A 24,959-nucleotide genomic window follows, 5' to 3' on the forward strand; every position below is an offset into this window, starting at 1 on the left:
GGCACCTGGAACAATGGGGCCATGAGTTCCCCCAGTGGTCAGCCGGTGAGTCCGTTGCGGCAGCGGATCACCAAGGTGAGTTACCCGTACGTCGCGAAGCTGCACGCCGCGCCGAAGCTGACGCTGCCGGGGATCACGTTGCTGCTGGCGCTGGTCGGGGCGTTCGCTCCGGTGACGGTCGGTGTGGTGGCGCTGGTGCTGCTCGCGCTGCTGCTCGGGTGGCTGGCGTTCCTGTCCTGGCCGGCGGTGACGACCGGTCCGCGGTTCCTGCGGATCTTCTCGATCGTGCTGATCCTGCTGTTCGCGGTGTCCCGGATCGCCAACGGCTGATCACGGCCGGCCGAGACTGTCGTACGCCGCTTCGACGGCGGCCTCGCGGAGTTCGGCGACCGGCTCGTGGTCGATCATCACAGCGCAGTCGGACAGCCCGCCGAGCGCAACCATGCACCGCACCACGTCGGACAGTGACGGCTGCGTGCCGATCAGCAGCGCGGCGAGCGTCCCGCGCCATTCCAGGAACCGGTCCGCGAGGTTCAGCTCGTGCAGCACCGAGAGGTCGCGGATCGCGAGCTGGATCAGCTTGCGGTGCCGGTAGGCGAGGTCGAAGTACGACCCGAGCAGGTCGCGTGCCTCGACCGGTGCGGCTGCCTGCTGCGCAGCGGCGTACGCCTCGAAATCGGTGATCATCGGCTCGACGAGGCTGTTCAGCAGGTCTTCGCGGGAGGCGAAGTGGTAGTACAGCGCGGGCTTCGTGACGCCGAGCCGGTCGGCGATGTCGCGCAGGCTGGTCTGTTGCAGGCCACGCTCCGCGAACAGCTCCAGCGCGGCCTGCTGGATCCGCGCCCGGGTGTCCCCGGTCCGTTGTCTCGGCATGCTCCGAAGATTAACTGACCTTCCGGTAAGTAAGCCATTGACAACGCCGCACCCGTTTACTTACCTTCCGATAAGTAAACAAATCTCAGGGGGTGTCATGAAGGTCCTGATCTCGGGCGCGAGCGTGGCCGGTCCGGTGCTCGCGCACTGGTTGCACCGCTACGGCTTCGAGCCGACCCTCGTCGAGCGCACGCCCGCCCTGCGGCACGGTCTCGGTGGGCATGCCGTCGACCTGTTCAGCTCAGCCGCCGACGTCACCCGCCGGATGGGCTGCTGGGAGGCGATCGCCGCGGCCCGCACGCGGCTCGACACGATGACCATCGAACGCTTCGGCAAGCCACCCGTCGAGGTCGACCTCAGCCGGATGTACGCCGGGATCTCCAGCCGGCACGTGGAGATCCTCCGCGGCGAACTGACCCGGATCCTGTACGACGCCACGCGCGGCACCGCCGAGTACCTGTTCGGCGACTCGATCGCGAGCCTGCACGACGACGGGAGCGGCGTCGACGTCACGTTCGACTCCGGCACCGAGCGGCGGTTCGACCTGGTCATCGGCGCCGACGGCCTGCACTCGAACGTCCGCCGGCTGACCTTCGGGCCGGAAGCTCCATTGCATCGGTCGCTCGGCGGCTACCTCGCGGTGTTCTCGATGCCGGACGTCTTCGACATCGGCAGCCACACGCTCACGCACTTCTCCGTCGACAAGCTGGTCGGGATCTACGGCGTACACCAGACCGGTCAGGTCCGTGGCGGTTTCCTGTTCCGGGCGCCGGAGCTGCAGTACGACTACCGCGACAAGGAGGAGCAAAAGGCCCTGCTGGTGAAGGAGTTCCGCGACTACGGCTGGCGGGTGCCGCAGCTGCTCGAGCACTTGGACGCTGCCGAGGACTTCTACTTCGACTCGATCGCACAGATCACGCTGGACACCTGGCATCGCGGCCGGATCGGCCTGGTCGGCGACGCGGGCTACTGCCCCGGTCCGGCAGTCGGCGGCGGTACGAGCCTCGCTGTCGTGGCGGCGTACATCCTGGCTGGCGAGCTGGCTGCGGCACGCAGCGATCTGCCGTCGGGACTGCGTAACTACGAGCGAATCATCCGTCCGCTGGTCAACCAGAGTCGACGGTTCGGTCCGAAGGTCATGGGCACGATCATCCCTGCCAGCCCACTCGCACTGCGGCTGATGCCGTTGGCCGCGGCGACGTTGCCGAAGCTGCCTACTGCGGTCCAGCGCTTCATCTGGTCGCAGAACGCGGTTGGCAAGGCTCTCAGCTCAGTCCGGCTTCCCGACTACTCCGACCTGACCAGAGTGGCCGTTTAGTGCACCTCGTCCAGCCCGAGGCCGGTCAGCCGATCACGCAGCCACGACAGCTCCTTGGTGAGCCGTTTCGCCAAGCCCTGCTGGCTTTTGGGTGCACGCGGCCACGCGTACACCTCTGACTCGAGGTGATGCGTCAGCGGATGACCGCCACCAACCAGTCTGGTCAAACAGTCGTCCAGTACGCCGATTGTCGCGCTCAGCGGATCTGGTGGCGCAGCGTGGGCCGGTAGATGCGCATGCATCCGCCACGCCGCGTGGCCAGACAGATCGTTGGCCCGGGCAACGTCGTCCACACCAGGCCCGCCCCACTCGCGCACTTGGCGGAGGTACTTCGCTGACCCGAGCTGGCTGAGCAGATAGCGGCCTGCGGCGTCGTACGGGTCCACCAGTGTCGGCGCGACCGACAATTGCGCTTTGACCACGTCCACACCCGCTCGCCACAACAGCTCGAAGGACTCAGCCGGCTCCTCGAACTGAACGGCGAGATGACACGTATCCAGTCCCACTCCGATCCGCGACGCCCCGCCGTACGGGCTGGCATAGCGGTCCAGCCAGCCGGCGGCTTGGCCGACCATCTCCAGCACGCAGCCCGGTTCGGTCTCGACAGCGATCCGGATCTTGCGGCCGGTCCTGGTCTCGGTCCGCGCGATGTGCTGCTCCACGCGGTCGAACGCCTCGCGCGCCGCCCGGTTGCGCACCTTCGACCATGGCACCCGCCAGGCGAGCGGCGTGGTCGAGATCGAGCCGTATGCCGCATCGGACGGCAGCAGGTCCGCGAGTACGTCGATCAGATCGAGGGTGTAGCGGAGCCGCTCAGGCTCGGTCCAGTCCGGGCAGTAGAGCTTGCTGCCGACAACCTTCTCGGTGAAGTACGCATGGGGTGTTCCGTTGAGCGTCACCACCTCCAGGTGATTGCGGTGCAGCGCCCGGCGCAGCTTGCTCAGCGACGCCGGCGAGTTCGCGAGCCGGTCAGCGAGCCGATGCGGGAACCACAGCCCGACCCCCAGCACGGGTACGCCGAGTGCGGACCGCACCGGACCGGCGCAGCGGTCGAGTCCCGCGATCAGCTCGTCCAGATCGGCCGCCGGATGGGCCGTCGCGCAGTACCCCAGATGGACGGTCGAACCATCCTGATGACGAAACCTCATCAGCACTCCTCACCCCGTGTAGCCACCGAAGGTAGTCGTAGGCGGACTCTCGGTGACCTACGAGCACTGTAAGAGGCTGACGGCCGGGGCGGAAGGGCTGATTTTCGCTTATCGGTTGTTACGTGGTCCTACGGGGTCTCCGGTGCGCCGACCAGATCACGGGAGCGGTCGGCGACCGCCATCGCCGCGAGCGCGGTGGTGAGCGGGACCGCGGCGATGATGCCGAGGCTGCCGACCAGGCCGCGGATGATCTCCATCGCGACCGCCTCGGTGGAGATCACCGACCGCACCGGAAGATCCTGGATCGCGAAGACGAGCAGCACCGGCATCGCCGCACCGGCGTACGCCAGCACCAGCGTGTTGACCACCGAGGCCACGTGCGTGCGGCCGATCCGCAGGCCGGCGGCCATGAGCTCGCGCCGGCTGGCCCCGGGATTCGCGGCGGACAGCTCCCAGACCGCGGCCGCCTGGGTGACCGTGACGTCGTCGAGCACTCCGAGCGCGCCGATCACCATGCCCGCGACGAGCAGTCCCGTCAGGTCGAGATCGGGGGCGAACGACTTGGCTGCCGACGCTCCTTCGGCCGCGAGTCCGCTGAGCTGCGAGAGCTTGGTGAAGAACCAGCCGAGCAGCACCGTCAGCCCGAGCGCGGCGATCGTGCCGGACAACGCGATCGACGACTCGGCGTTGATCCCATGGGTCAGGAACACCGCGATCGTCATGATCACCGCACCACCGACCACCGCGACGACCAGCGGGTTCGACCCGCTGAGGATGGCCGGCAGGATGAACCGGGTGAGCATCACCGCGGTCACCGCGAGCGCGATCAGCGCCGCGAACCCGCGCCACCGGGACAACGCCACGACGGCGATCGCGAAGACCACCGCGATGATCAGCAGCGGCTTGGTCCGGTCGTGGTCGACGTACTGGTACTTCTGATCCATCGGCGCCCCGTCCTGCACGCCCAGCATCACCGTCTGACCGGTCTTGACCGGGATCGAGGTCTGGCCGGCCTGCGGCACCTGGACCGGCACCACCGTGCCCTTGTCCGGCCCGTTGCCGAGCTTCACCGACGCGACGTCGCACTTGTCCTTCGGATCCGGGCACGCCTTGATCCCGAGCACCTCACCACGGGCAGTGCTCGTCTGGTACGACGTCACCTTCACGCCGCTCGGCCAGAGCACGATCATCAGCACGACGGCCGCGACGATCAGCGGGGCGAGGACGGCGGCGACCACGATCCGGACCCGGCGGGCGACGACGGCGTCGGAGTTCACCACCGAGGTGTCGACCACGTGGTCACCGTGACCGTGCCCATGACCGTGCCCATGCCCGTGCGGAATATCGAGCTTCCGGAGGCGGTTACCTCGACGGTCGGCACGTCGGCGCCCGACGTTGCGGCTGGCCATCCTGAACTCCCTGTTTTGACAATCAGTTCCATTTAAATGAAAATGATTGTCATGAGATCTGGTCTTCGAGCTGTCCTCGCCGGCGCCACCGCCCTGGCCGCCCTCACCCTGGCCGGGTGCGGCGGTTCCTCCTCGGGAGGCTCCGGGAACGGCAAGCTCGACGTCGTCGCATCGTTCTACCCGCTCGAGTTCATCGCCCGCACAGTGGGGGGCGACGCGGTGAACGTGACCACTCTGACAGCCCCCGGTGTGGAGCCGCACGATCTGGAGCTGACCCCCAAGCAGGTCGGCTCGATCGCCGAGGCGAAACTGGTCGTCTACGAGAAGGACCTGCAGCCGGCCGTCGACGAGGCCGTCGCGCAGAACGCGAAGGACGCCGGCTTCGACGTCGCCCCGGCCGCGCAACTGGAGGCCACCGGCGCCGACTTCGAGGAGCACGAGGACGGTGCCGCCGCGCCGGCCGCGCACAAGGACCAGGCGCTCGACCCGCACTTCTGGCTCGACCCGGTGCGGTATGCGCAGGTCGTCAAGGCCGTCGAGGAGAGGCTCGCGAGCGTCGACAGCGCGAACGCCGACGGGTACCACGCACGGGCCAAGACCCTGCTCGACCAGGTCGGCGCGCTCGACACCGAGTTCAGGACCGGTCTGGCGAACTGCAAGCTGACGACGTTCGTGACCAGCCACGAGGCGTTCGCCTACCTCGCGAAGCGATACGGTCTGACGATGGTCGGGATCGCCGGGTTCACCCCGGACGCCGAGCCGGCCCCGGCCCGGATCAAGGAGGTCCAGGACATCGTGAAGGCCCAGCACGTGACCACGATCTTCTACGAGGAGCTCGTCAGTCCGAAGGTGGCCGAGACGATCGCGAACGACGTCGGCGTCAAGACCGCCGTACTGAGCCCGATCGAGGGCCTGTCCGACGCGAACTCCAAGGAAACGTACCTGACCCTCATGCGGGAGAACCTGCAGGAGCTGAAGAAGGCGAACAGCTGCTCGTGACAGATCGCTCTACCCAGGCCGTCCAGGTCGACGATCTCTCCGTCGACCTGGGCGGTCGTCTCGTGCTTCGGGGGATCGACCTGGGGATCCGCCAGGGCGAGGTGCTGGCCGTGCTCGGCACGAACGGGTCCGGCAAGTCCACGCTGATCAAGACGATCGTCGGGCTGCTCCCCGCGGCCCGCGGCGGCGTCAAGCTGTTCGGCACCCCGGTCCCCCGGTTCCGCCAGTGGCGCCGGGTCGGGTATGTCCCGCAGCGCATCACCGCGGCCGGCGGCGTACCGGCGACCGTGTACGAGGTGGTCTCGTCCGGGCTGCTGTCGAAGCGGCGGCTGTTCACGCCGCTCGGTGCGGCCGGCAAGGAGGCGATCGAGGAGGCGCTCGCGGTCGTCGACATGGCGGACCGGCGCAAGGACGCGGTCGCCGAGCTGTCCGGCGGGCAGCAGCAGCGGGTGCTGATCGCCCGCGCGCTGGTGTCCGATCCGGAGCTGCTGATCCTCGACGAGCCGACGGCCGGGGTCGATCTGGCGAGCCAGCAGATCTTCGCCGACGCGATCCGCGAGCGGGTCGAGCGCGGCACCACGGTGGTGATGGTGAGCCACGACCTCGGTCCGATGGACGCCCTGATCGACCGCTCGGTGGTGCTCCGCCGCGGCCGGATCGTGTACGACGGCCCGCCACACGCCTCGCAGACCCATGCCCACGTCCACCACTCGCACAGCGAAGAAGAAGGCGGGTGGCTGACCTCATGACTGTGCTTTTGGCCGGGCCTTCGGCGCCGGTAGGCCGGGAGGCGCCGTGACCCTGTTCCAACTCGAATTTATGCAGCGGGCGCTGATTGCCGGGCTGCTGACCGGGCTGTCGGCGCCGGCCATCGGGACGTATCTGGTGCAGCGGCGGCTGTCGTTGATGGGTGACGGCATCGGCCACATCGCGATCACCGGTGTTGCGCTCGGTCTGCTCACCGGGAGCGCTCCGGTCCTGACCGCCATCATCGTGTCGATTGCCGGTGCGACCGCGATCGAGCTGGTCCGGGCCCGTGGCAAGGCCACTGGTGACGTAGCGCTCGCACTGCTCTTCTACGGCGGTATAGCGGGCGGCGTACTGCTCATCGGACTGGCAGGTCAGGGCGCAGCCACGCTGAACACCTATCTGTTCGGTTCACTCACCACCGTCTCGCAGAGCGACCTGTACGTCGTCGTCGGTCTGGCTGTCGCTGTCCTGGTCGTCGCGATCGGTCTGGGCCCCCAACTGTTCGCGGTGTGCCAGGACGAGGAGTTCGCCCGTACGACGGGCCTCCGCGTCCAACTGCTCAACCTGATGATCGCCGTGATGGCCGCGGTCACCGTCACAGTGGCGATGCGAACCGTCGGCTTGCTGCTGGTCAGTGCGCTGATGGTCGTCCCGGTGGCGACGGCGCAGCAGATCACCCGGTCGTTCCGCAGTACGTTCGTCACCGCCTGCATCATCGGTGTGGTCGCCTGCCTCGCGGGCATCATCACGTCGTACAACGCGAACGTGGCGCCGGGCGCGACCATCGTCGTCCTGGCGCTGGCCGGGTTCGTCGTGGCGGCAACGGTCGGGACGCTGCTGCGTCGGCGCGCCGGGCGGGCGCGTCCACTCGCGGACGAGGAGCCGGAGGTCGGCGTACCCGCGCCGGAACCGCATGTGGTCAGCGCCGGGCATCCGCATGCGCACAACCAGGCGTGCGGCCACCAGAAGGTCGAACACGGCGATCACGTCGACTACGTCCACGACGGCCACCTGCACGCGGCACACGGGGATCACTGGGATGAACACTGACTTGGAGAGTTCTGCGAGAATTGGGCGCGGTGAAGAAATGACAGGAGGAACGGTGGCTATCGGAACACGCTCGACCCGTCAGCGCGCGGCGGTCGCGCACGCGCTCGACAAGATCGACGACTTCCGGACCGCCCAGGAGATCCACCAGGAGCTCCGGTCCGCCGGAGAGGCCGTCGGCCTCACCACCGTCTACCGCACCCTGCAGGCGCTCGCGGACTCCCGCGAGGTCGACGTCCTGCGCACGGCCGATGGCGAGACGGCGTACCGGCGGTGTTCGCAGGGGCATCACCACCACCTGGTCTGCCGGGTCTGCGGCCGCACCGTCGAGGTCGAGGGCCCGGCCGTGGAGCGCTGGGCCGACAAGGTCGCTGCCGAGCACGGCTTCGCCGACATCAGCCACACGCTGGAGATCTTCGGCACCTGCCAGGAGTGCCAGAACGCCTCATGATTCAGGCAGTAGTTCAGGCCAGTGACCTAAGTCACCTTTGCCTTTGAGCGCGCTCTAAGGCGTACGGTCGGTGACATGAACGCGACCGACCTGCTCACCGCCCCGGACCGCCGCGCGGCCATCGCGGCCCACCACCCGGAGCTGGAGCCGGTCGATCCCGACCTGCTCTGCCTGCTGGAGCTGCCGGACGACCTCCCCGAGCGGCTGTCGATCGCCGAGGCCGCCGAGCTCACCGGCCTCACCGCGCACACTCTGCGGTACTACGAGCGGATCGGGCTGCTCGACGTACGCCGGGACTCCGCCGGGTACCGCAGCTACGACCCGCGGGCGATGGCGCGGATCGTGTTCATCAGCAGGCTGCGTGCCTCCGGGATGCCGATCGGCACGATCAGCCACTATCTGGAGCTGGTCCTCGCGGGCGACCACACCGCACCCGAGCGGCTCGCCCTGATGCAGGAGCACCGCGCGCGGATCCAGCAACAGCTACGCGACCTCCAGCTCGCCCTGGCGGTGACCGACTACAAGATCACCGTGTACGGCGGCACCGCCACTCCATAACGACCCGCCTCTGCTTCCGGCCGTGCACGCGGTCGGTGGGCGGAGCCATGCCTAGAACTGGGAGATTTCTGATGAAACTGGGTACTCAAGGCGCCGAGGTCAGCCGGCTCGGCCTCGGATGTATGGGAATGAGCTTCGCGTACGGCGAGGCCGACGACCACGAGTCGGTCGCGACCCTGCACCGCGCGCTCGACCTCGGTATCACGTTCCTCGACACCGCCGACATGTACGGGTTCGGCGCCAACGAGGAACTGGTCGGCCGGACCATCGCCGACCGCCGCGACGAGGTGTTCCTGGCGACGAAGTTCGGTATCACCGGCGATCCGCGGAAGTCGGAGCAGCGCGGCGTGAACGGTTCGCCGGAGTACGTCCGGTCCGCGATCGACGCGTCCCTCGGGCGGCTCGGCGTCGACCACGTGGACCTGTACTACCAGCACCGGATGGATCCCGACGTACCCGTCGAGGAGACCGTCGGGGCGATGGCGTCGCTGGTCGAGGCCGGGAAGGTGAAGTACCTCGGGCTGTCCGAGGCGTCGGCGGAGACGATCCGGCGGGCGCACGCCGTACACCCGATCACCGCGGTGCAGTCGGAGTGGTCGCTGTTCAGCCGGGACATCGAGGAGTCGGTGCTGCCGACCTGCCGCGAGCTCGGTATCGGGATCGTGCCGTACTCGCCGCTCGGTCGCGGGATGCTCACCGGCGCGCTGCCGACCGACCTCGCGGCCGACGACTTCCGCCGTACCCTGCCGCGCTTCTCCGGTGACAACCTGGACGCCAACCTGGCCCTGGTCGAGGAGATCCGCGCGGTGGCCGGCCGGTACGACGCGACGCCGGGGCAGGTCGCGATCGCCTGGGTGCTTGCACAGGGCAACGACGTGGCGCCGATCCCGGGCACCAAGCGGCGCAAGTACCTGGAGGAGAACTTCGGCGCGCTGTCGCTCGAGCTGTCCGCCGCCGACCTGGCCGGGCTGGCCAAGCTGGCGCCGGTCGGCGACCGCTACCCCGACATGAACTGGGTCGCCGGGCAGACCCCTGAGCAGGGTTGATAAACTGACCGCAGTAAGCCTTCCACCGGACTCTTCCGGCGGGAGGCTTTTCTGCGTTCTGATTCCGTCTGAGGAGACCCATGTCCGATCTCGCAGTACGCCGCGTCCAGCCGTCCGACCGACCGGTGATGGAGCGGTTGTGGTTGCTGTTCCGCCATGACATGTCCGAGTTCCAGGGCCAGCTGCCGCGCCCGGACGGCAGCTACCGCACCGAGTGGCTGGAGAAGGTCCTGACGGAGGACCCGGAGTGGGCCGGGTACCTGGTCTCGGTCGGCGAGAACCCGGTCGGTTTCTGCTTCATGCGCGCGCTGCAGCAGCCGGTCCACGTACTGAACGCGTTCTTCATGGTCCGTCCGGTACGCCGTAGCGGGCTCGGCCTTCGCGCCGTTCAGGAGGTGCTGGCGAACCACCCCGGGCCGTGCGAGGTCGCCTTCCAGGGCAACAACGAGAAGGCTGTCCGGTTCTGGCAGCGGGTCGCGACCGAGATCTCGGGTGACGTGTGGACCCAGGAGGCGCGCCCGGTCAAGGGCAAGCCCGAGGCGACGCCGGACCTGTGGATCTCATTCAAGGTGTAGCGGCAAGCCGAAGTAGCCGAACAGGCTCTGGTCGAAGAACGTGATGTTGTGCGTGATGCCGGTCTTGCCGACGGCGAACACCTGGAGGCTGTGGGCGCGGTACAGCCCGTCGTCGGCGCGTGCGTACGCGCCGACGGCCGGCTGGTCGTTCGCCCCGGTCACGAGCAGCCGCCAAGCAGGCCCGCGCATCGAGTAGACGCGTTCCATGAAGTCGCCGTACGTGTCCCGCCCGACCAGCCACAGCGGCGCCGGCGGCATCTCCAGCACCACCTGCTCGGCCAGCAGCCGCTTGAGCCCGTCGACGTCGGCCGCATCGAAGGCGCGCACGTAGTCGTCGATCAGCTGCCGGATCTCGCGATCGGTCGGCTCGTCGACGTCGTCCTCGGTGATCCCGATCTCGGCCAGCCGCGCCCGTGCCCGCTGCAACGCGCTGTTGACCGAGGCCGGCGTCGTCTCCAACGCCTCGGCGACGTCGGCCGCCGGCCAGTCCAGGACGTCGCGCAACACCAGCACCGCCCGCTGCCTGGCCGGTAGATACTGCATCGCGGCGACCAGCGCGAGCCGGAGACTCCCCCGCTCCGCGAGCGCGACCGCCGGGTCGTCCTTGGTCGGGAACGGTTGCAGCCACGGCACGTCCAGGGCGGGTTCGATCGCCGCGTACGCATCGTCGGCCGCGCCCACCAGCCCCGACGGCAGCGCGCGACGGGCCCGCCCCTTCATCGCGTTCAGGCAGGCGTTGGTGGCGATCCGGTACAGCCAGGTCCGCAGCGAGGCCCGCTCCGCGTCGTACGTGTCGATCGCCCGCCAGGCCCGGAGCAGCGTCTCCTGCACCAGGTCTTCCGCATCGTGCACGGACCCGAGCATCCGATAGCAATGCGCCAGCAGCTCCCGCCGGTACGGCGCCACGCGCTGCTCGAACTCGTCCCGCTCCATCGCGTCAGCCCTCCAACCGTCCACGCAGATACATACCGCGTGGCCCCCCGAGATTCATCGCTCCGGTCAGAAAACGACCACCGAACGCAGTACGTCGCCGTGGTGCATCTTCTCGAACGCGGCCTCGACCTCGTCCAGCGCGATGGTTTCCGAGACGAAGCGGTCCAGCGGCAGGCGGCCCTGGAGGTGCAGGTCGATGAGCATCGGGAAATCCCGGGTCGGCAGGCAGTCGCCGTACCAGCTGGACTTGAGCGAACCGCCGCGGCCGAAGAAGTCGAGGAGTGGCATGTCGAGGCGCATCTCCGGCGTGGGTACGCCGACGAGCACCACGGTCCCGGCCAGGTCGCGAGCATAGAACGCCTGCTTCCACGTCTCCGGCCGGCCGACCGCGTCGATGACGACGTCGGCGCCGAAGCCGCCGGTGAGGTCCTGGACGGCCGTCACCACGCCGTCGTGGTCGAGCGACTTCGAGTTGATCGTGTCCGTCGCCCCGAGCTCCGCCGCCGTGGTCAGCTTGCGCTCGTCGAGGTCGATCGCGATCACCTTCGCCGCACCCGCCAACCGGGCGCCGACGACTGCCGCCGTACCGACGCCGCCGGCTCCGATCACCGCGACGGAGTCCCCGCGGCCGACATTCCCGGTGTTGATCGCGGCGCCGAGACCGGCCATCACGCCGCATCCGAGCAGGCCGGCGACCTCGGGTTTCGCCGCCGGGTCCACCTTCGTGCACTGCCCCGCCGCGACCAGGGTCTTCTCCGCGAACGCACCGATCCCGAGCGCGGGGCTCAGCTCGGTCCCGTCCGCGAGCGTCATCTTCTGCTGCGCGTTGTGGGTGTTGAAGCAGCACCACGGCCGTCCGCGCCGGCAGGCGCGGCAGTTCCCGCAGACCGCCCGCCAGTTCAGTACGACGAAGTCGCCGGGGGCAACGTCCGTGACGCCCTCACCCACCGACTCGACCACGCCGGCCGCCTCGTGACCGAGCAGGAACGGGAACTCGTCGTTGATCCCGCCCTCCCGGTAGTGCAGGTCCGTGTGACAGACCCCGCAGGCCTGCACCTGCACGACCGCTTCACCAGGACCGGGGTCCGGGATCGTGATCTGCTCGATCGTCACCGGCGCACCCTTGCTCGCCGCCACCACACCACGCACCGTCTGAGCCATTCCCCGAACCTAACCGCCGTACCCCGGCCCCCGCCACCACCCGGCGCGCCGCCCCACCCCGCCGCGCCGCCCCGCGCCGCCCGCCGCCCCCTCGCGACTTTGTGCACCCGATCCGTGCCGCGACGCCCCGCCCGTACGGACCCCGTGCACAAAGTCGGCCTCCAGGGGTACGGCGGACTGCGGGTGTCCCCCGGTTGGGGGACAACCGGTCCGCCGAGTGGTGCTCCCGCGCCTCGCCACCCGGACGGGAAGGTTGAGGCATGGAGAACGACAACGCAGTGAGGGTGCGCGGCCTGGTCAAGCGGTACCCGGACAAGGTCGCGGTCGACGGTGTCGACCTGGACATCCATCGGGGCGAGGTCTTCGCCCTGCTCGGCCCGAACGGGGCCGGTAAGACGACGACCACGGAGATTCTGGAGGGGTATCGCCGGGCCGACGAGGGTGAGATCAGCGTGCTGGGCAGTGACCCGGCGCACGGCGACCGGGTCTGGCGGTCCCGGATCGGGATCGTCGCGCAGACGACCCGCGACGAGGCGGTGCTGTCCGTCTCCGAGATCGTGACGCACTTCGCCGGCTACTACCCGAACCCGCGCGACCCTGACCAGGTGATCGCCGCGGTCGGGCTGGAGGAGAAGCGCAAGACCCGGGTCCGCACTCTGTCCGGCGGTCAGCGCCGCCGGCTCGACGTCGCCCTCGGCGTGATCGGCAACCCCGAACTGCTGTTCCTGGACGAGCCGACGACCGGGTTCGACCCGGAGGCGCGCCGGCAGTTCTGGACCCTGATCGAGGAGCTCCGCACCGAGGGCACCACGATCCTGCTCACCACCCACTACCTCGACGAGGCCGAGCACCTGGCCGACCGGGTCGGCGTGATCGCCGACGGCCGGATGGTCGAGGTCGCGACCCCGGACACGCTCGGCGGCCGCGGCGCCCGCACCGCGCGGGTCTCCTGGCTGGCCGCCGACGGCATGCGCGAGCTGCGCACCGACCGGCCGACCGCCGAGGTCACCCGGCTGATGACCGAGTACGGCGGCGAGGTGCCCGAGCTGCAGGTCCGGCGGCCGAGCCTGGAAGACATCTACCTGGAACTCATCGGGTCGGTCACCGCCGCTCCCGAACTGGAAGGAGCCGCGCGATGAGCGCCGTACTGCCCTCGCCGCTGAAGGTCGGCCTGTCCCGGGCCGGGATCGAGGTCAAGGAGTTCTTCCGCGAACGCGAACAGCTGATCTTCACGTTCTTCTTCCCGATCATCTTCCTCGGCATCTTCTCCGCCGTGTTCAGCGGCACCGACTTCTCCGGCGGCGTCACCGCCGCGACCTACTTCACCCCCGGGATGATTGCCTCCGGCATCTTCCTGACCAGCTTCCAGTCACTGGCCATCGCGATCGCCATCGAGCGCGACCAGGACGTGCTGAAGCGGCTCCGCGGTACCCCGATGTCGCCGCAGTCGTACTTCATCGGCAAGATCGGCATGGTCCTGTTCACGTCGGTCCTGCAGTTCGCGCTGCTGCTCGCGATCGCCGGCCTGCTGCTCGGCGTCGCCATCCCGACGTCGCCGGGCAAGTGGCTGAACTTCCTGTGGATCTTCATCCTCGGTACGGCGTCCGGGTCGGTGCTGGGGATCGCCTTCTCGGTCGTCCCGAAGTCCGGCCGCGCCGCATCCGCGGTGGTCACCCCGGTCGTCCTGCTGCTCCAGTTCATCTCCGGCGTGTACTTCGTCTACTCCAGCCTCCCCGCGTGGATGCGGACCGTGGCCGAGTTCTTCCCGCTGAAGTGGCTCGCCCAGGGCATGCGGTCGGTGTTCCTGCCGGACGGGTTCCAGGTGAACGAGCCGGGCGGTTCCTGGCAGCTCGGCACCGGCGCGATCGTGCTCTCGATCTGGCTGATCGTCGGCCTGTTCCTGGCCCAGCGGGTGTTCCGCTGGACCCGCCGGGACGCGGGCTGATGAACGGGCTCCTCAGCCTTCCCGAGCGGCGTGGCGCCGAGGAGCCCGGGACACCCGCCTGGACCGGGCCGCGCTTGTGGATCCTGATGTGGAGGAAGATGGGGTCCGTGCAGAGTTCTCACGGTGCGGCCGGACAACCCGTCTGGACCCGGGCGTTGGTCGGATGGCACATCGTGTTCTGGGTGCTGCTCGGGATGACGCTGGCGTTGTCGTTCCTCGGGCACCTCGGCACGGTCCGGCAATCGGTGTTCGCCGGTACGGTCGTGGTGCTCGCAGCGGCGTACCAGTTCCTCGGGTTGCCCGCGATCCGGTCGCGGCGCGCGCTTCCGTCGTACCTCTATCGGCTGGTGCTGATCGCCAGCCTGATGGTGCTGATCGGGATCTATCCGCAGTCGGTGTTCCTGATGTTCATCGCGTCGGCGCAGATCTGGCTGCTCTGCGAGGACGTCCGCGAAGGGATCGGGCTCAGCCTGCTGCTGGTGCTCGGCGTCGGTACGGCGCAGTTGTGGAGCGCGGGGTGGGGCTGGACGGCGTTCTGGGACATCCTCCCGTGGATGCTGGTCAGCCTCGTGGTCAGTCTGCTGTTCGGGATCTGGATCGAGAAGGTGATCACGCAGAGCCAGCAGCGCGCCGAGCTGATCGAACAGCTCGAGTCCGCGCGGGACGAGCTCGCCGAGGCTCACCACAGCGCCGGCGTGATGGCCGAGCGGGAGCGGATGGCGCGGGAGATCCACGACACGCTCGCGCAGGGGATGACGAGCATCGTGATGCTGGCCCAGGCGGCGTCGGCCGAGCTCTCGCAGGGCGGGTCCTCCGGGGCGGCGGCCCGGCTGTCCGCGATCGAGGACACCGCGCGGGAGAACCTCGCCGAAGCGCGGGCGCTGGTCGCCGCCTTCACCCCGGTGGCGTTGTCGGAGGCAACACTGGCCGAGGTACTGCGTCGGCAGGCGGAACGTTTCGCCGCCGAGACGGGAGTCGACGTACAGGTCGAGCTGGACCTGCCCGACGAGGAGGTCGCGGCGTTGCCGCAGGCGCAGCAGGTGGTGCTGCTACGGTCCGCGCAGGAAGCGTTGGCGAATGTCCGCAAGCACGCCGCGGCGACGCAGGTGCTGATCACGCTCGGGCTGTCCGACGGCGGGGTGTGGATCGAGATCCGCGACGACGGGTCCGGGTTCACGCCGGGCTCGGTGTCCGGCGGGTTCGGGCTGAACGCGATGCGTGGGCGGGTCGAGGAATCCGGTGGCTCGGTCGAGGTCGAGAGCGCGCCGGGACGTGGTACGCGGGTGCAGGTGCTGATCCCGGCTGTGCAGGAGGGCGCGTGATTCGGGTTCTGGTGGTCGACGACCATCCGGTGGTGCGGTCCGGACTGACCGGGATGTTGTCGGTGACCGACGACATCTCCGTGGTCGGTGAGGCCGGCGACGGGGCGGAGGCCCTGGCAGTGGTGGAGTCGACGAGGCCCGACGTCGTACTGATGGATCTGCGGATGCCGCGGATGGACGGGGTGGCGGCGACCGGCGCGATCGTGTCCGGCTATCCGTCGACGCGGGTGCTGGTGCTGACGACGTACGACACCGACACCGACATCCTGCACGCGGTCGAGGCCGGTGCTGCCGGGTATCTGCTGAAGGACACGCCGCATGCCGAGCTGCTGAACGGCATCCGGGCCGCAGCTCGTGGTGAGACCGTTCTCGCTCCGCCGGTCGCGGCGCGGTTGATGTCCCGCCTGCGTACGCCGGCTCCCGCTGCTGCCGCGCAGCCCTCGCCCCGGGAACTCGAAGTACTCGCAGCTGTGGCTCGAGGACTGAGCAACGCCGAGATCGGCCGCGAACTGTTCATCGGCGAGGCCACCGTCAAGACCCACCTCCAGCGCCTGTTCGCCAAGCTAGACGTCGACGACCGCACCCGAGCCGTCACCGTCGCCATCGAACGCGGCCTGCTCCCCTCACCGGGGCGCTGACGCTACAGCTGTACGCCGGGGCTCTGCGACTGCCCGTCCGGGCGGTTGCGTACCTCGGGTTGGGCGCTTCCGGGCGCGTGTTGGGCCGACGTAGGCGTGGGGTTCGTGGCGGCCTCGGCGGTCTTCGCCAGGTCTCGCGCCTCGTTGGCCGTGGTGATCGCGAACTGCACCGAGACCCGAGCGGCGGCCATGCCTGGTCGCAGCCGGTCCCGGGTCTCGCGCAGAGCTGCCGGGTTCGCTGCAACTGCATCGACGCCCCGCTCGGTTTCCTTCGCCAGTCGCTCGACGCTCTCGACGTGGTGCTTCAGCTCGCCGTACGCCGGGATCTCGCGGAGCGCGTCGACGTGTCCGAGCGCGTCGCGGAGCTGCCGCCCGTTGCCCATGAGCCGGTCCCGCACTTCGATCAGCTCCGGGCGAGTCGGCGGCGAGTCCGCATCGAGCAGGCGCTCCGCCCGGCCGAGCTCCAGCCGCGTGTTGTGCATCGCCTGCGCGACCCGGCCGGTGCGGCCGGCGATCTCGCCCACGTCGAGAGTCAACGCTGGGCCCACCGACCGGTCGTCGGCCATTCGGGTTCGCCCGACTGGTCGTCCTGCACGGCCTGTTGATCCTGCGGCCATTCGGGTTTGTCCGACTGACCTGCCTGCGGCGCGGTCGGCGGCCACGCGGGGTTCTCCGACTGCGCTTCCTCGGGAGCGGGCGCCGGCTGTTCGTCGGTCGCCGTACGCTCGTCGGTCGCCGGACGCTCGTCCGCTTCCAGCCGGGCGCGCATCGTCTCGGCCATCTGCTGCACTTCCTCCCGCACAGCGAGCAGCTCCCGCTCGGCAACCTCGCGCGGCGTCTCGTTCATCGCCTGCTCCGGCACGCTTCTACTCCTGTCGTCGGGGTGTTCCTCCAACGACCGTAGACGCGACCAGGTCCTCCCCCGTTCCGCGACAGTTGCCCGCGGCCCGGTCATCCTTCGCTCAACACCTCGTTCGGTACCGCTCCGCCGTACCTCCGGTCACGCTGCGCATACATTTCGATGGCTCGCCACAGATCGCGGCGGTCGAAGTCCGGCCAGAGTGTGTCGAGGAACACCATCTCGGCGTACGCGAGCTGCCAGACCAGGAAGTTGCTCGTCCGCTGCTCACCCGACGACCGGACGAACAGGTCGACCTCGGGGATGTCCGGCGCGTACAGGTGCCGCGCGACCGTCTGCTCGGTGATCCGGTCCGGCCTGATCTTGCCGTCGGCAACGTCCCGCGCGATCGCCCGCATCGCGTCCGCGATCTCCGCGCGGCCGCCGTAGTTCACGCAGAACTGCAGCGTGATGGTGTCGTTGTCCTTGGTCCGCTCCTGCGCGTACTCGAGCTCGTCGATCACGCTCTTCCACAACCGCGGCCGGCGCCCCGACCACACCACCCGCACCCCCATAGCGTCCAGCTCGTCGCGGCGCCGGTGGATCACCTCCCGGTTGAACCCCATCAGGAACCGGACCTCCTCCGGCGACCGCGCCCAGTTCTCGGTCGAGAACGCGTACGCCGAGATGTACTTCACCCCGATCTCGATCCCTCCTTTGATCACGTCCAGCAGCGCCGCTTCCCCCGCCCGATGCCCCTCGGTCCGCGCCAGCCCCCGCTGCTTGGCCCACCGCCCGTTCCCGTCCATCACGATCGCCACATGCCTCGGCACCAGCTCCTTCGGCACCTCCGGCACCCGAGCCCCCGAAGGATGCCCCTCCGGCGCCACCACAACCTTCTTCTCCCCCGGGACCCCAGACCCCCGAATCCCAGCCCCCCGAGACTCCGACCCACGACCCCGACGACGACCAATAGGCGACATACCCGAAGTCTCCCACCCGCCCTTCCCGCGCCCCCGCACACCTACCGTCGAGCGCAGCCCACCCAAGCCGACCCGCTTCTCCTCCCTGCAGCAACCTGCAACCTGTGGATAACCCACCCCACGAACACCCTCCGTATGCAACCCTTACACCAAAAGCACCCAAGATCGGAGCCCCTCCCCATGCGCCGCCGACCCCTAGCAACCGCCGCAGCCACGCTCAGCGCCCTCACCGCCCTGACCGCCTGCAACGGCTCCCCAGAGGCCGGCCAACCCAACACCACCCCCACCACAACCTCAGCGACTCCCAAGTCCTCACCGACTCCGACTGCGCCGTCCACCCCAACCTGGAGCCCAGAGCAACAGACCGCCATCACCGCCGCCAAGGCGCGATACGTCACGGCGCGAGCCGGAGTCGAAGCCGCCCTCAGCCAGCCGACCAAGGCGACAAGCACCACATTGGCCGCCTCTGGAAACGGCGGCGCGTGGGCCAGGTCTGTTGGCGAAGAGATCAACTTTCGCGTCGAGAACGGTTGGTATCAGACAGGGGCCGCCAAGGTCGTGGCAATGACCGTTCGTTCGGTGAATCTCAAACTCGAGCAACCAGAGGTCAGGCTGACATCCTGCATCGACAGCGCAGGGGTCGTGCTGCGGTACCAGACAAACGGCGAGCCTATTCCGGTCGAGGGAGACAACGGCGACCGCCATCAGTTCCAGTCTCGCCTCGTCTTCGCACCTGGCGCGGGCACTGGGGCGAAAACATGGATCCTGGTTGACGAGAAGGATGGCGGTACATGTTGAACCGAATTTTTTCAACATTGGCTGCTGCCACGGCCGCGGCATTGATCGCGTGTTCGCTGTCCGGTACTGCACATGCCGATCCGCCAAAGCCCGTTCAGCCGACCGCGACCAAGACGATACCTCGCCTCGTGCGACATTGCAGTCCATCAGGACACTGTGTGTGGATTCCAGCCACGAAGATTGTTGCCCCGGGAAAGCCTGGAAAGCCCGGCACCAAGGGGACCGGGAAGCCACAGACCAAACAAATCTGCACCTTCAATGACGCACCACAGAAATGCACCAATGCGATGTACGGCAACTGGTCTAACACTGAACAGTGCTATATGCAGAAAGAGATGCCGCAGCCACCTCTAAGCGATCCTCGATGGCAAGGCCATACCGATGGGAGCATCTGGGCGTGCGTTCGAGAGCAAGGGTACGACGAAGGTAAACATCTCGTCACCAAGTGGGTCTGGCTACCCGGCAGGCCCGACACGGTGGTGGTCGATCCGGTGACTCTGGCCTATCAGGCCATCGCGGAAATGCAACTCGCGCCTCCGCTCATCAAGACGGCTCCGGATCAGGGGCAGATCGGACTGGTCAATATGCCGGTTTGGTTGTGGGTGGCCAAGACTGAGAACACTTGGGGTCCGATCGTGCGGAGCGCGAGTGTGCCCGGGTTGTCGGTTACGGCTACGGCGCAGGTTAAGGCGATCAACTGGTCGATGGGTGATGGCAAGACCGTTCGATGTGAGGGTCCGGGGACGCCGTACACCACAGCGATGGGCACGAAGGGCTCACCGACCTGTGGGCATCAGTACGCGAAGACCTCGAGCAAGCTGGCGAAGTGCAAGTACCCGGTGACGGCGACCGCGCAGTGGGACATCACCTGGCAGAGCACCCTTGGTGATACCGGACAGATCTCTATGACCCAGCAAGCGGCGACCCAACTGCGAATCGGTGAGGCTGTGCCGGTGCTGGTGGATCCTGAAGGTGGCGACGCGACGGTTGCACCAGCGGAGGCGGGCTGCTGAGGCCCGTTGAGCCGGATTTGCTGCGGGCGAGGTCGCCGGCATTGGCGGATCGGCAGGCAGTAGCTCGGGTTGCTTTCGAGATACGTCGTGCTGCCGGCCCCAAGCCTTGATGCAAGGAGGCTCGAGGGATCGAACAGGCCGACGCACGCTGCCCCCGCCGTCCGCGATTCTTCTCCGCTGCAGCCGTCGACCTGCTGACTCGCTACGACACCGTCGTACCACCAATTCGCGACGGCGCTGAAGATCGGAGCTCCACCAGATGCCGCGCCAACAACTCGCGACCGTCGCAGCAGCGGCCCTCGGTACCCTCGCCGCGCTGACTGCATGCGGAGGCTCTCCCGAAGCTAGTCAATCCAACTCCGGTCGAACGACCTCCGCAGTCGGCAGTATGCCGAGTCGCAGCACCCCGGCCGCCCCGAGCTGGACGCATGACCAGCAGGCCGCCATTACTGCGGCGAAGGCAAGGTACATAGCTGCGCTTGTGGCGATCGACAAGGCCATGAGCAACCCGACGCTGTCGAGTCGTACCGCGCTTGAAGCGGCAGGGCTGAGCGACAAGCGGATCCTCGACGCCCTTGGCGATGTCCGCGCCCTCCGCGACAGCCGCTGGTACCGGACAGGAGAAACTCGAGTCCGTTCGCTGACACCGACAGCAGTCGAACTCACTGCGACGCAGCCGAGAGTGATACTGCGCTCGTGCGTGGACTTCTCCGCGACCGTTCTGCATTTCCAGAAGGATCACCAAGTGGTCCCGATCGCAGCCAGCGGCAGCAAGCGCGTGGCTTTCTCTGCCGAACTCCGGTACACCGCGCGATCCGCGGATTCCACCAAGATGTGGTTTCTCACTGATGAGAAAGCAAATTCTTCATGCTGACAATGTGCCGAACCGTTTCAGCAAATCTCCCAGGACGGCCGGCGCGCCCAACAACACGTCCAACTCCCCCGCGTCGGTCACCCCCTCAGCCACTGCCACCTCGACCGCGATCGCGTCATCGACGCCAGTCTGGAGCCCCGCGGGAGCAGGTCGCAATCAGCGCAGCGAAAGCGCGCTCTTCAACCGCAAGAGCAGCTGCCAACGCGGCCTTCAAGCAACCTGTCAAGGCGACTATGGCGGATCTAGAGGCCGCCGGCAACGGAGGCTCCTGGGTTATATGGCTCGCAGGGTACCTCCAGTTCCAAGTGGACAACGGTTGGTACCAGACGGGCGATGCGACAATCACCTCGCTCGAAGTGCGGTCGGTGAATCTCAAAGTCGAGCAGCCAGAGGTCAGGCTCACGAGCTGCATCGACAGCTCGAAGGTCGTTTCGCGTTATCGGACAAATGGCAAGCCAGTCCCAGCGGAATCTGACAACGGCCCTCGCCATCGTTTCGAATCGCGCCTCATGTACGCGAAAAAGGAACGACGGGGCGACAGATGTGGATTCTCGTCCACGACAAACCGACGAGACATGCTGACTCGTCTCGCGTCGGGCGGTGAGGCTGGCGAGGTACGCCGTACCCCCTAGGTGCTCCCCAGGGCGACCTGTTGTGGAGGGCGGCGCCTTGTTTGGTGTGAGGGTTATTGGCGTTCGTTTCGGCTGGGGTTGCGGGTGGTGGGGTGGCGGTGTTGGGTGCGGTTGGGCGTTGCGGTGGCTTGGGGCGGGGTGGGGCTTGGTTTGGCGAGGCCTTCGGTGGTTAGGCGGAGGGAGTGTTCGGTGTCCTGCCTGGCCTCGGGGTCGGGGATGCGTTCGATGCACTCGGACAAAGCTTGACGGACAGGTTCGGGCCCGATGCCGAACGCCTCCGCCATCAGCTCGTTCTGGCGGTCGGCGATCCGGCTCCAGTCGATGCGATAACCGGCCGCTTCGGCAACGTGGTCGAGGAAGATCCGTTGCGTGCGGCCGTTTCCCTCGATGAACGGGTGGAGGACGTTCACGCCTGAGTAGGTTCGCGCCAATACGTCCACCACCTCGGACGTCGGGCGGTCGCGGAGCTCGGCCGGGTCGCCGAGTTGGGCGAAGACCATCGTGCCGAGGCGCTCGATGTCCTCCGGTTTGACGAACTCGTTGCCGGGCGCATCGGGGTTCTCGGACGGCCGAACCAGCTCGGTGACACGCAGCTCTCCGGCCCAGTCGTATACGTCCTGGAACAGATGGCGATGAATCGCGCGTAGGTGGTCGAGGTCGAAGGTTCGTGGAACGTCGGCCTCACCCGTGATGAATTCCGCGGCGCGCTCAGCTGACCGAATGCGCTCCTCGTTGTCCAGCCGAGTGGCGTCGTGGATGTTGAGTTTGTTGATCTTGCAGTCGTCGATCTGGCCGGGCCAGAAGTAGTCGCCCCAGTTGTCGAAGGCCGGCATCAGGAGAGTTCGTCCAGCAGGCGGCGGCGTTCGTCCGCGGTGATCTCGCCGTTGACGTAGCGAGCCAGGACGTCGATCTCCGGGGCAGTGAGGGGCATGTTCTCCATTTGCCAGGAGGCGATCAGGTTGTCGAGCTGGCGGCGCTTGTCCGGGCTCAGGCGGTCAATAGCGCGGTTCGACGGCATCAGGAACCCCCGGGGGTCAGGTCGAGGTGTGGGAGGGAGCGGAGTTGGTTTTCTTGGTGGTAGGTGAAGAAGGCGGCGGTTAGGCCGGTGGCTTCTCGGCGGGTTCTGGGGTCGGCTTGGAGGGCGATGGGCCAGTTGCCGGTGAGGAGGGCGGCCAGGTGGGCGACCGTGGCGGGGGACGGCATGGCTGAGGCGGGTGGGCGGCAGGTGGTGCAGACCATGCCGCCGGCGGCGGGGTTGAAGGCTCGGTGGGGACCTGGTTCGCCGCAGCGGGCACAGTCGTCGAAGGACGGGGCGTAGCCGGAGATCGCCAGTGAGCGGAGCAGGAAGGAATCCAGGACCAAGGAAGGTTCGCGTTCGCCGGTGGAGAGGACGCGGAGCGCGCCGGCCAGGAGCAGGTGCTGCTGGGTGGCGGGTTCCTTCTCCTCGACGACGAGGCGGTCGGCGGTCTCCAGCAGGACGGTGCCGGTGGTGTAGCGCGCGTAGTCGCCGACGATGCCCTCGCCGTACGCCGCGATCGACTCGGCCTGCGTGACGACGTCGAGCGTGCGGCCGGTGGCGAGCTGCAGGTCGACGTGGCTGAACGGCTCCAGGCGGGCGCCGAAGCGGGACGACGTACGCCGGACTCCCTTCGCGACCGCGCGGACCTTGCCGTTGGCGCGGGTCAGCAGCGTGGCGATCCGGTCCGCTTCACCCAGCTTCTGGGTGCGCAGCACGATCGCCTGATCCCGGTAGAGCGGCACGGCCTCAGTGTCTCACTCGCGACCGACAGATGCCTCGAGGCTGATCGGCTCGCGACCGGTGAGATCGGCGACGGCCGTGGAGACGTGACTGAGCTCGCCGCTCGCGATGGCGGCGTACGACGTGACCCAGCCGGCCACCTCCCACGCGGGAGCGCCGTAGCTCTCCCGCGAGCGGTACGCCTCGTCGAGCGTCTCCGGCTCGTACCGGATCTTCCGCCCCCACGCGTTGCTCAGCACCGCCGCGGCCTCGGCCAACGTGAACGCGGCGGGCCCGGTCAGGTCATAGGTGGCACCGGAATGATCGCCCGACGTCAGCACCCGCGTGGCGACCGCGGCCACGTCGTCCCGCGAGACCGCGGCGACCCTGCCGTCACCGGCCGGGCCGCGGATCACGCCGTCCTCGCCGACCCCGCCCGACACGAAATCGAGGTACAGGTTGTCGCGTAAGAAGGTGAAGTCGACACCCGACGCACGGATGTGTTCCTCGGTGTGCCAGTGGTCGCGCGCGAACGTGAACGTCGCCCCGGGCGAGGCCCCGACGAAGGACGTGTACACGATCCGCCGTACGCCGGCCGCGACCGCCGCGTCGACGGTTGCCTTGTGCAACTCCACGCGATCCGCCGACTCCGTTGCACTGAGCAACATCAGTACGTCGACCCCGTCCAGCGCGGACAGCAGCGCGGCGTGCTCGCCGTACGCCGCCTGCGCCACCGAGGCACCGGGGAACACGGGCGCCCGTCCCGGGTCGCGGACGATCAACCGCTGCGGTACGCCGTCCGCGGCCAACCGCGACGCGATCCGCGATCCGAGCTGCCCGGTCGACCCGGTGACGCCGATCACTTGCCCACCAGGTCCATTCCGCCCTGGGTGTACCGCTGCCCGGCCACCGCGTCCGCCGGGAACGCCGCGTCCAGCGAGGCGAGTTCCGCGGCCGACAGCGTCACGTCCAGCGCGCCGAGGTTCTCGGCCAGGTACTTGCGCCGCTTCGTGCCCGGGATCGGCGCCACGTCATTGCCCTGCGCAAGCAACCAGGCGAGCGCCAGCTGACCGGGCGTGACGCCCTTCGACGCAGCCATCGCCTGCACCTGCGCGACCAGGTCGAGGTTCCGCTGGAAGTTCTCGCCCTGGAACCGCGGCAGCCCGCGGCGCATGTCGTCCTCGCCGAAGTCGGCCTCGGACTTGATCTGCCCGGTCAGGAACCCGCGGCCGAGCGGGCTGAACGGCACGAACCCGACGCCGAGCTCCCGCAGCGTCGGCAGCACGACGGTCTCCGGGTCGCGGGTCCACAACGACCACTCGCTCTGCACGGCCGTGATCGGGTGTACGGCGTGTGCGGCGCGAACGGTCTCGCCGTTGACCTCGGACAGCCCGAGGTACCGCACCTTGCCGGCCTCGACCATCTCGGCCATCGCGCCGACCGTCTCCTCGATCGGCACCTGCGGGTCGCGACGGTGCAGGTACCACAGGTCGACGTGGTCGACCCCGAGCCGCCGCAGCGACGCGTCGAGCGCCTGCCGCGCGTACTCCGGGGATCCGTCGACGACTGTCGGCACCGCCGTGGCTCCGGCCGGCCGCTTGAAGCCGAACTTGGTCGCGAGCACGACCTGGTCGCGTCGGCCGGTCAGCGCCCGGCCGACGAGTTCCTCGTTCGCGCCGTCGCCGTACACGTCCGCTGTGTCGAGGAAGGTGCAGCCCGCGTCGATGGCCGCGTGCAGGGTTGCGATCGATTCGGTCTCGTCCGTGGTGTCGCCGTACGACTGGGACATGCCCATGCAGCCGAGGCCCAGGCTGGAAACGGTCAGGTCGCCGAGGTGGGATTCACGCATGCCCCGAACCTACCGCCGGGACCCGGTCGGCGGGACGAACGGGGTCCCGGACACCCGCAGG

The 24,959-nt window shown here is 68.3% G+C and carries 29 protein-coding genes; 16 read left to right on the forward strand and 13 right to left on the reverse strand.

Annotation, left to right across the window (positions count from 1 at the left end):
- Window positions 1-21: 21 nt before the first annotated feature.
- Window positions 22-330: a DUF6703 family protein gene (locus ACFYRH_RS36795; protein WP_387784778.1), complete on the forward strand. Its 309-nt coding sequence runs from the start codon at window positions 22-24 to the stop codon at window positions 328-330.
- Here ACFYRH_RS36795 and ACFYRH_RS36800 read toward each other — a convergent pair whose 3' ends face one another.
- A complete protein-coding gene (locus ACFYRH_RS36800; protein ID WP_387784780.1) occupies window positions 331-873 on the reverse strand; it encodes a TetR/AcrR family transcriptional regulator in 543 nt (180 codons plus the stop codon).
- A 97-nt stretch (window positions 874-970) separates the two neighbouring features.
- Here ACFYRH_RS36800 and ACFYRH_RS36805 point away from each other — a divergent pair, with 97 nt between their 5' ends.
- Window positions 971-2,191, forward strand: coding sequence for an FAD-dependent monooxygenase (locus ACFYRH_RS36805; protein WP_387784782.1), 1,221 nt, complete (start codon window positions 971-973; stop codon window positions 2,189-2,191).
- Here ACFYRH_RS36805 and eboE read toward each other — a convergent pair.
- Complete coding sequence (gene eboE / locus ACFYRH_RS36810; RefSeq protein ID WP_387784784.1) at window positions 2,188-3,339, reverse strand: metabolite traffic protein EboE; 1,152 nt, start codon at window positions 3,337-3,339, stop codon at window positions 2,188-2,190. The genes ACFYRH_RS36805 and eboE overlap by 4 nt on opposite strands.
- A gap of 128 nt (window positions 3,340-3,467) precedes the next feature.
- On the reverse strand, window positions 3,468-4,748 hold the full coding sequence (locus ACFYRH_RS36815) for a YibE/F family protein (RefSeq protein ID WP_387784786.1): 1,281 nt from the start codon (window positions 4,746-4,748) through the stop codon (window positions 3,468-3,470).
- Between the two features lie 51 nt (window positions 4,749-4,799).
- Here ACFYRH_RS36815 and ACFYRH_RS36820 point away from each other — a divergent pair, with 51 nt between their 5' ends.
- From ACFYRH_RS36820 to ACFYRH_RS36850, 7 genes are all read left to right on the forward strand, one after another.
- The gene (locus ACFYRH_RS36820; RefSeq protein ID WP_387784788.1) at window positions 4,800-5,747 is read left to right on the forward strand and encodes a metal ABC transporter substrate-binding protein; all 948 of its coding nucleotides are present in this window, start codon (window positions 4,800-4,802) and stop codon (window positions 5,745-5,747) included.
- Complete coding sequence (locus tag ACFYRH_RS36825) at window positions 5,744-6,496, forward strand: metal ABC transporter ATP-binding protein (RefSeq protein WP_387784790.1); 753 nt, start codon at window positions 5,744-5,746, stop codon at window positions 6,494-6,496. The genes ACFYRH_RS36820 and ACFYRH_RS36825 overlap by 4 nt, the downstream gene beginning before the upstream one ends.
- 46 nt (window positions 6,497-6,542) lie before the next feature.
- Complete coding sequence (locus ACFYRH_RS36830; RefSeq protein WP_387784792.1) at window positions 6,543-7,547, forward strand: metal ABC transporter permease; 1,005 nt, start codon at window positions 6,543-6,545, stop codon at window positions 7,545-7,547.
- 52 nt (window positions 7,548-7,599) lie between these two features.
- Entirely contained in the window at window positions 7,600-7,995 is a 396-nt protein-coding gene (locus ACFYRH_RS36835) for a Fur family transcriptional regulator (RefSeq protein WP_387784794.1), read from the forward strand.
- Between the two features lie 75 nt (window positions 7,996-8,070).
- Complete coding sequence (locus ACFYRH_RS36840) at window positions 8,071-8,553, forward strand: MerR family transcriptional regulator (protein ID WP_387784796.1); 483 nt, start codon at window positions 8,071-8,073, stop codon at window positions 8,551-8,553.
- Window positions 8,554-8,624: 71 nt separating this feature from the next.
- Window positions 8,625-9,599 (forward strand): aldo/keto reductase, encoded by a 975-nt coding sequence (locus ACFYRH_RS36845; RefSeq protein WP_387784798.1) that lies wholly within the window; start codon window positions 8,625-8,627, stop codon window positions 9,597-9,599.
- Between the two features lie 80 nt (window positions 9,600-9,679).
- Window positions 9,680-10,174: a GNAT family N-acetyltransferase gene (locus ACFYRH_RS36850; protein ID WP_387784800.1), complete on the forward strand. Its 495-nt coding sequence runs from the start codon at window positions 9,680-9,682 to the stop codon at window positions 10,172-10,174.
- Here ACFYRH_RS36850 and ACFYRH_RS36855 read toward each other — a convergent pair.
- Complete coding sequence (locus ACFYRH_RS36855) at window positions 10,160-11,107, reverse strand: sigma-70 family RNA polymerase sigma factor (RefSeq protein ID WP_387784802.1); 948 nt, start codon at window positions 11,105-11,107, stop codon at window positions 10,160-10,162. The genes ACFYRH_RS36850 and ACFYRH_RS36855 overlap by 15 nt on opposite strands.
- A gap of 66 nt (window positions 11,108-11,173) precedes the next feature.
- Entirely contained in the window at window positions 11,174-12,268 is a 1,095-nt protein-coding gene (locus tag ACFYRH_RS36860; protein WP_387784803.1) for an S-(hydroxymethyl)mycothiol dehydrogenase, read from the reverse strand.
- A 260-nt stretch (window positions 12,269-12,528) separates the two neighbouring features.
- Between ACFYRH_RS36860 and ACFYRH_RS36865 the strand changes: the two genes are divergently transcribed.
- The 4 genes from ACFYRH_RS36865 (at window position 12,529) to ACFYRH_RS36880 (ending at window position 16,173) form a co-directional block, all read left to right on the forward strand.
- Window positions 12,529-13,407: an ABC transporter ATP-binding protein gene (locus ACFYRH_RS36865; protein WP_387784804.1), complete on the forward strand. Its 879-nt coding sequence runs from the start codon at window positions 12,529-12,531 to the stop codon at window positions 13,405-13,407.
- On the forward strand, window positions 13,404-14,213 hold the full coding sequence (locus tag ACFYRH_RS36870; RefSeq protein ID WP_387784806.1) for an ABC transporter permease: 810 nt from the start codon (window positions 13,404-13,406) through the stop codon (window positions 14,211-14,213). Before ACFYRH_RS36865 ends, ACFYRH_RS36870 begins: the two co-directional genes overlap by 4 nt.
- A gap of 107 nt (window positions 14,214-14,320) precedes the next feature.
- A complete protein-coding gene (locus ACFYRH_RS36875) occupies window positions 14,321-15,535 on the forward strand; it encodes a sensor histidine kinase (RefSeq protein ID WP_387784808.1) in 1,215 nt (404 codons plus the stop codon).
- Window positions 15,532-16,173, forward strand: coding sequence for a response regulator (locus tag ACFYRH_RS36880; protein ID WP_387784810.1), 642 nt, complete (start codon window positions 15,532-15,534; stop codon window positions 16,171-16,173). The genes ACFYRH_RS36875 and ACFYRH_RS36880 overlap by 4 nt, the downstream gene beginning before the upstream one ends.
- A gap of 2 nt (window positions 16,174-16,175) precedes the next feature.
- Here the strand turns inward: ACFYRH_RS36880 and ACFYRH_RS36885 are convergent, their stop codons facing one another.
- The 3 genes from ACFYRH_RS36885 to ACFYRH_RS36895 form a co-directional block, all read right to left on the reverse strand.
- Window positions 16,176-16,697 carry a hypothetical protein gene (locus ACFYRH_RS36885; RefSeq protein WP_387784815.1) on the reverse strand — a complete coding sequence of 174 codons (522 nt, stop codon included), beginning with the start codon at window positions 16,695-16,697 and terminating at the stop codon, window positions 16,176-16,178.
- A gap of 8 nt (window positions 16,698-16,705) precedes the next feature.
- A complete protein-coding gene (locus tag ACFYRH_RS36890; protein ID WP_387784817.1) occupies window positions 16,706-17,035 on the reverse strand; it encodes a hypothetical protein in 330 nt (109 codons plus the stop codon).
- 89 nt (window positions 17,036-17,124) lie between these two features.
- Window positions 17,125-17,994 (reverse strand): isoprenyl transferase, encoded by an 870-nt coding sequence (locus ACFYRH_RS36895; RefSeq protein ID WP_387784818.1) that lies wholly within the window; start codon window positions 17,992-17,994, stop codon window positions 17,125-17,127.
- Between the two features lie 180 nt (window positions 17,995-18,174).
- Here ACFYRH_RS36895 and ACFYRH_RS36900 point away from each other — a divergent pair, with 180 nt between their 5' ends.
- From ACFYRH_RS36900 to ACFYRH_RS36910, 3 genes are all read left to right on the forward strand, one after another.
- Entirely contained in the window at window positions 18,175-18,792 is a 618-nt protein-coding gene (locus ACFYRH_RS36900; RefSeq protein WP_387784820.1) for a hypothetical protein, read from the forward strand.
- On the forward strand, window positions 18,786-19,805 hold the full coding sequence (locus tag ACFYRH_RS36905) for a hypothetical protein (protein ID WP_387784822.1): 1,020 nt from the start codon (window positions 18,786-18,788) through the stop codon (window positions 19,803-19,805). Before ACFYRH_RS36900 ends, ACFYRH_RS36905 begins: the two co-directional genes overlap by 7 nt.
- Window positions 19,806-20,286: 481 nt before the next feature.
- Window positions 20,287-20,679: a hypothetical protein gene (locus ACFYRH_RS36910; RefSeq protein ID WP_387784823.1), complete on the forward strand. Its 393-nt coding sequence runs from the start codon at window positions 20,287-20,289 to the stop codon at window positions 20,677-20,679.
- A gap of 685 nt (window positions 20,680-21,364) precedes the next feature.
- Here ACFYRH_RS36910 and ACFYRH_RS36915 read toward each other — a convergent pair.
- From ACFYRH_RS36915 to ACFYRH_RS36935, 5 genes are read right to left on the reverse strand one after another with little or no spacing between them, the layout of a single operon-like run.
- Window positions 21,365-22,144 (reverse strand): Fic/DOC family protein, encoded by a 780-nt coding sequence (locus tag ACFYRH_RS36915; protein ID WP_387784825.1) that lies wholly within the window; start codon window positions 22,142-22,144, stop codon window positions 21,365-21,367.
- A complete protein-coding gene (locus ACFYRH_RS36920) occupies window positions 22,144-22,329 on the reverse strand; it encodes an antitoxin VbhA family protein (RefSeq protein ID WP_387784826.1) in 186 nt (61 codons plus the stop codon). The genes ACFYRH_RS36915 and ACFYRH_RS36920 overlap by 1 nt, the downstream gene beginning before the upstream one ends.
- Window positions 22,329-23,072 (reverse strand): DNA repair protein RecO, encoded by a 744-nt coding sequence (recO, locus tag ACFYRH_RS36925; RefSeq protein WP_387784828.1) that lies wholly within the window; start codon window positions 23,070-23,072, stop codon window positions 22,329-22,331. The genes ACFYRH_RS36920 and recO overlap by 1 nt, the downstream gene beginning before the upstream one ends.
- A 12-nt stretch (window positions 23,073-23,084) precedes the next feature.
- On the reverse strand, window positions 23,085-23,912 hold the full coding sequence (locus ACFYRH_RS36930) for an SDR family oxidoreductase (protein WP_387784830.1): 828 nt from the start codon (window positions 23,910-23,912) through the stop codon (window positions 23,085-23,087).
- Window positions 23,909-24,898, reverse strand: coding sequence for an aldo/keto reductase (locus tag ACFYRH_RS36935; RefSeq protein WP_387784832.1), 990 nt, complete (start codon window positions 24,896-24,898; stop codon window positions 23,909-23,911). The genes ACFYRH_RS36930 and ACFYRH_RS36935 overlap by 4 nt, the downstream gene beginning before the upstream one ends.
- Between the last annotated feature and the right edge of the window lie 61 nt (window positions 24,899-24,959).

The organism is Kribbella sp. NPDC004875 (assembly GCF_042873375.1).
GTDB lineage: Bacteria > Actinomycetota > Actinomycetes > Propionibacteriales > Kribbellaceae > Kribbella.

Bases quoted from the DNA above. Each gene is read 5' to 3' on its own strand.
- ACFYRH_RS36795 (WP_387784778.1), top strand. From the start codon at position 22: ATGAGTTCCCCCAGTGGTCAGCCGGTGAGTCCGTTGCGGCAGCGGATC.
- ACFYRH_RS36800 (WP_387784780.1), bottom strand. From the start codon at position 873: ATGCCGAGACAACGGACCGGGGACACCCGGGCGCGGATCCAGCAGGCC.
- ACFYRH_RS36805 (WP_387784782.1), top strand. From the start codon at position 971: ATGAAGGTCCTGATCTCGGGCGCGAGCGTGGCCGGTCCGGTGCTCGCG.
- eboE (WP_387784784.1), bottom strand. From the start codon at position 3,339: ATGAGGTTTCGTCATCAGGATGGTTCGACCGTCCATCTGGGGTACTGC.
- ACFYRH_RS36815 (WP_387784786.1), bottom strand. From the start codon at position 4,748: ATGGCCAGCCGCAACGTCGGGCGCCGACGTGCCGACCGTCGAGGTAAC.
- ACFYRH_RS36820 (WP_387784788.1), top strand. From the start codon at position 4,800: ATGAGATCTGGTCTTCGAGCTGTCCTCGCCGGCGCCACCGCCCTGGCC.
- ACFYRH_RS36840 (WP_387784796.1), top strand. From the start codon at position 8,071: ATGAACGCGACCGACCTGCTCACCGCCCCGGACCGCCGCGCGGCCATC.
- ACFYRH_RS36845 (WP_387784798.1), top strand. From the start codon at position 8,625: ATGAAACTGGGTACTCAAGGCGCCGAGGTCAGCCGGCTCGGCCTCGGA.
- ACFYRH_RS36850 (WP_387784800.1), top strand. From the start codon at position 9,680: ATGTCCGATCTCGCAGTACGCCGCGTCCAGCCGTCCGACCGACCGGTG.
- ACFYRH_RS36855 (WP_387784802.1), bottom strand. From the start codon at position 11,107: ATGGAGCGGGACGAGTTCGAGCAGCGCGTGGCGCCGTACCGGCGGGAG.
- ACFYRH_RS36860 (WP_387784803.1), bottom strand. From the start codon at position 12,268: ATGGCTCAGACGGTGCGTGGTGTGGTGGCGGCGAGCAAGGGTGCGCCG.
- ACFYRH_RS36865 (WP_387784804.1), top strand. From the start codon at position 12,529: ATGGAGAACGACAACGCAGTGAGGGTGCGCGGCCTGGTCAAGCGGTAC.
- ACFYRH_RS36870 (WP_387784806.1), top strand. From the start codon at position 13,404: ATGAGCGCCGTACTGCCCTCGCCGCTGAAGGTCGGCCTGTCCCGGGCC.
- ACFYRH_RS36895 (WP_387784818.1), bottom strand. From the start codon at position 17,994: ATGTCGCCTATTGGTCGTCGTCGGGGTCGTGGGTCGGAGTCTCGGGGG.
- ACFYRH_RS36900 (WP_387784820.1), top strand. From the start codon at position 18,175: ATGCGCCGCCGACCCCTAGCAACCGCCGCAGCCACGCTCAGCGCCCTC.
- ACFYRH_RS36905 (WP_387784822.1), top strand. From the start codon at position 18,786: ATGTTGAACCGAATTTTTTCAACATTGGCTGCTGCCACGGCCGCGGCA.
- ACFYRH_RS36915 (WP_387784825.1), bottom strand. From the start codon at position 22,144: ATGCCGGCCTTCGACAACTGGGGCGACTACTTCTGGCCCGGCCAGATC.
- ACFYRH_RS36920 (WP_387784826.1), bottom strand. From the start codon at position 22,329: ATGCCGTCGAACCGCGCTATTGACCGCCTGAGCCCGGACAAGCGCCGC.
- ACFYRH_RS36935 (WP_387784832.1), bottom strand. From the start codon at position 24,898: ATGCGTGAATCCCACCTCGGCGACCTGACCGTTTCCAGCCTGGGCCTC.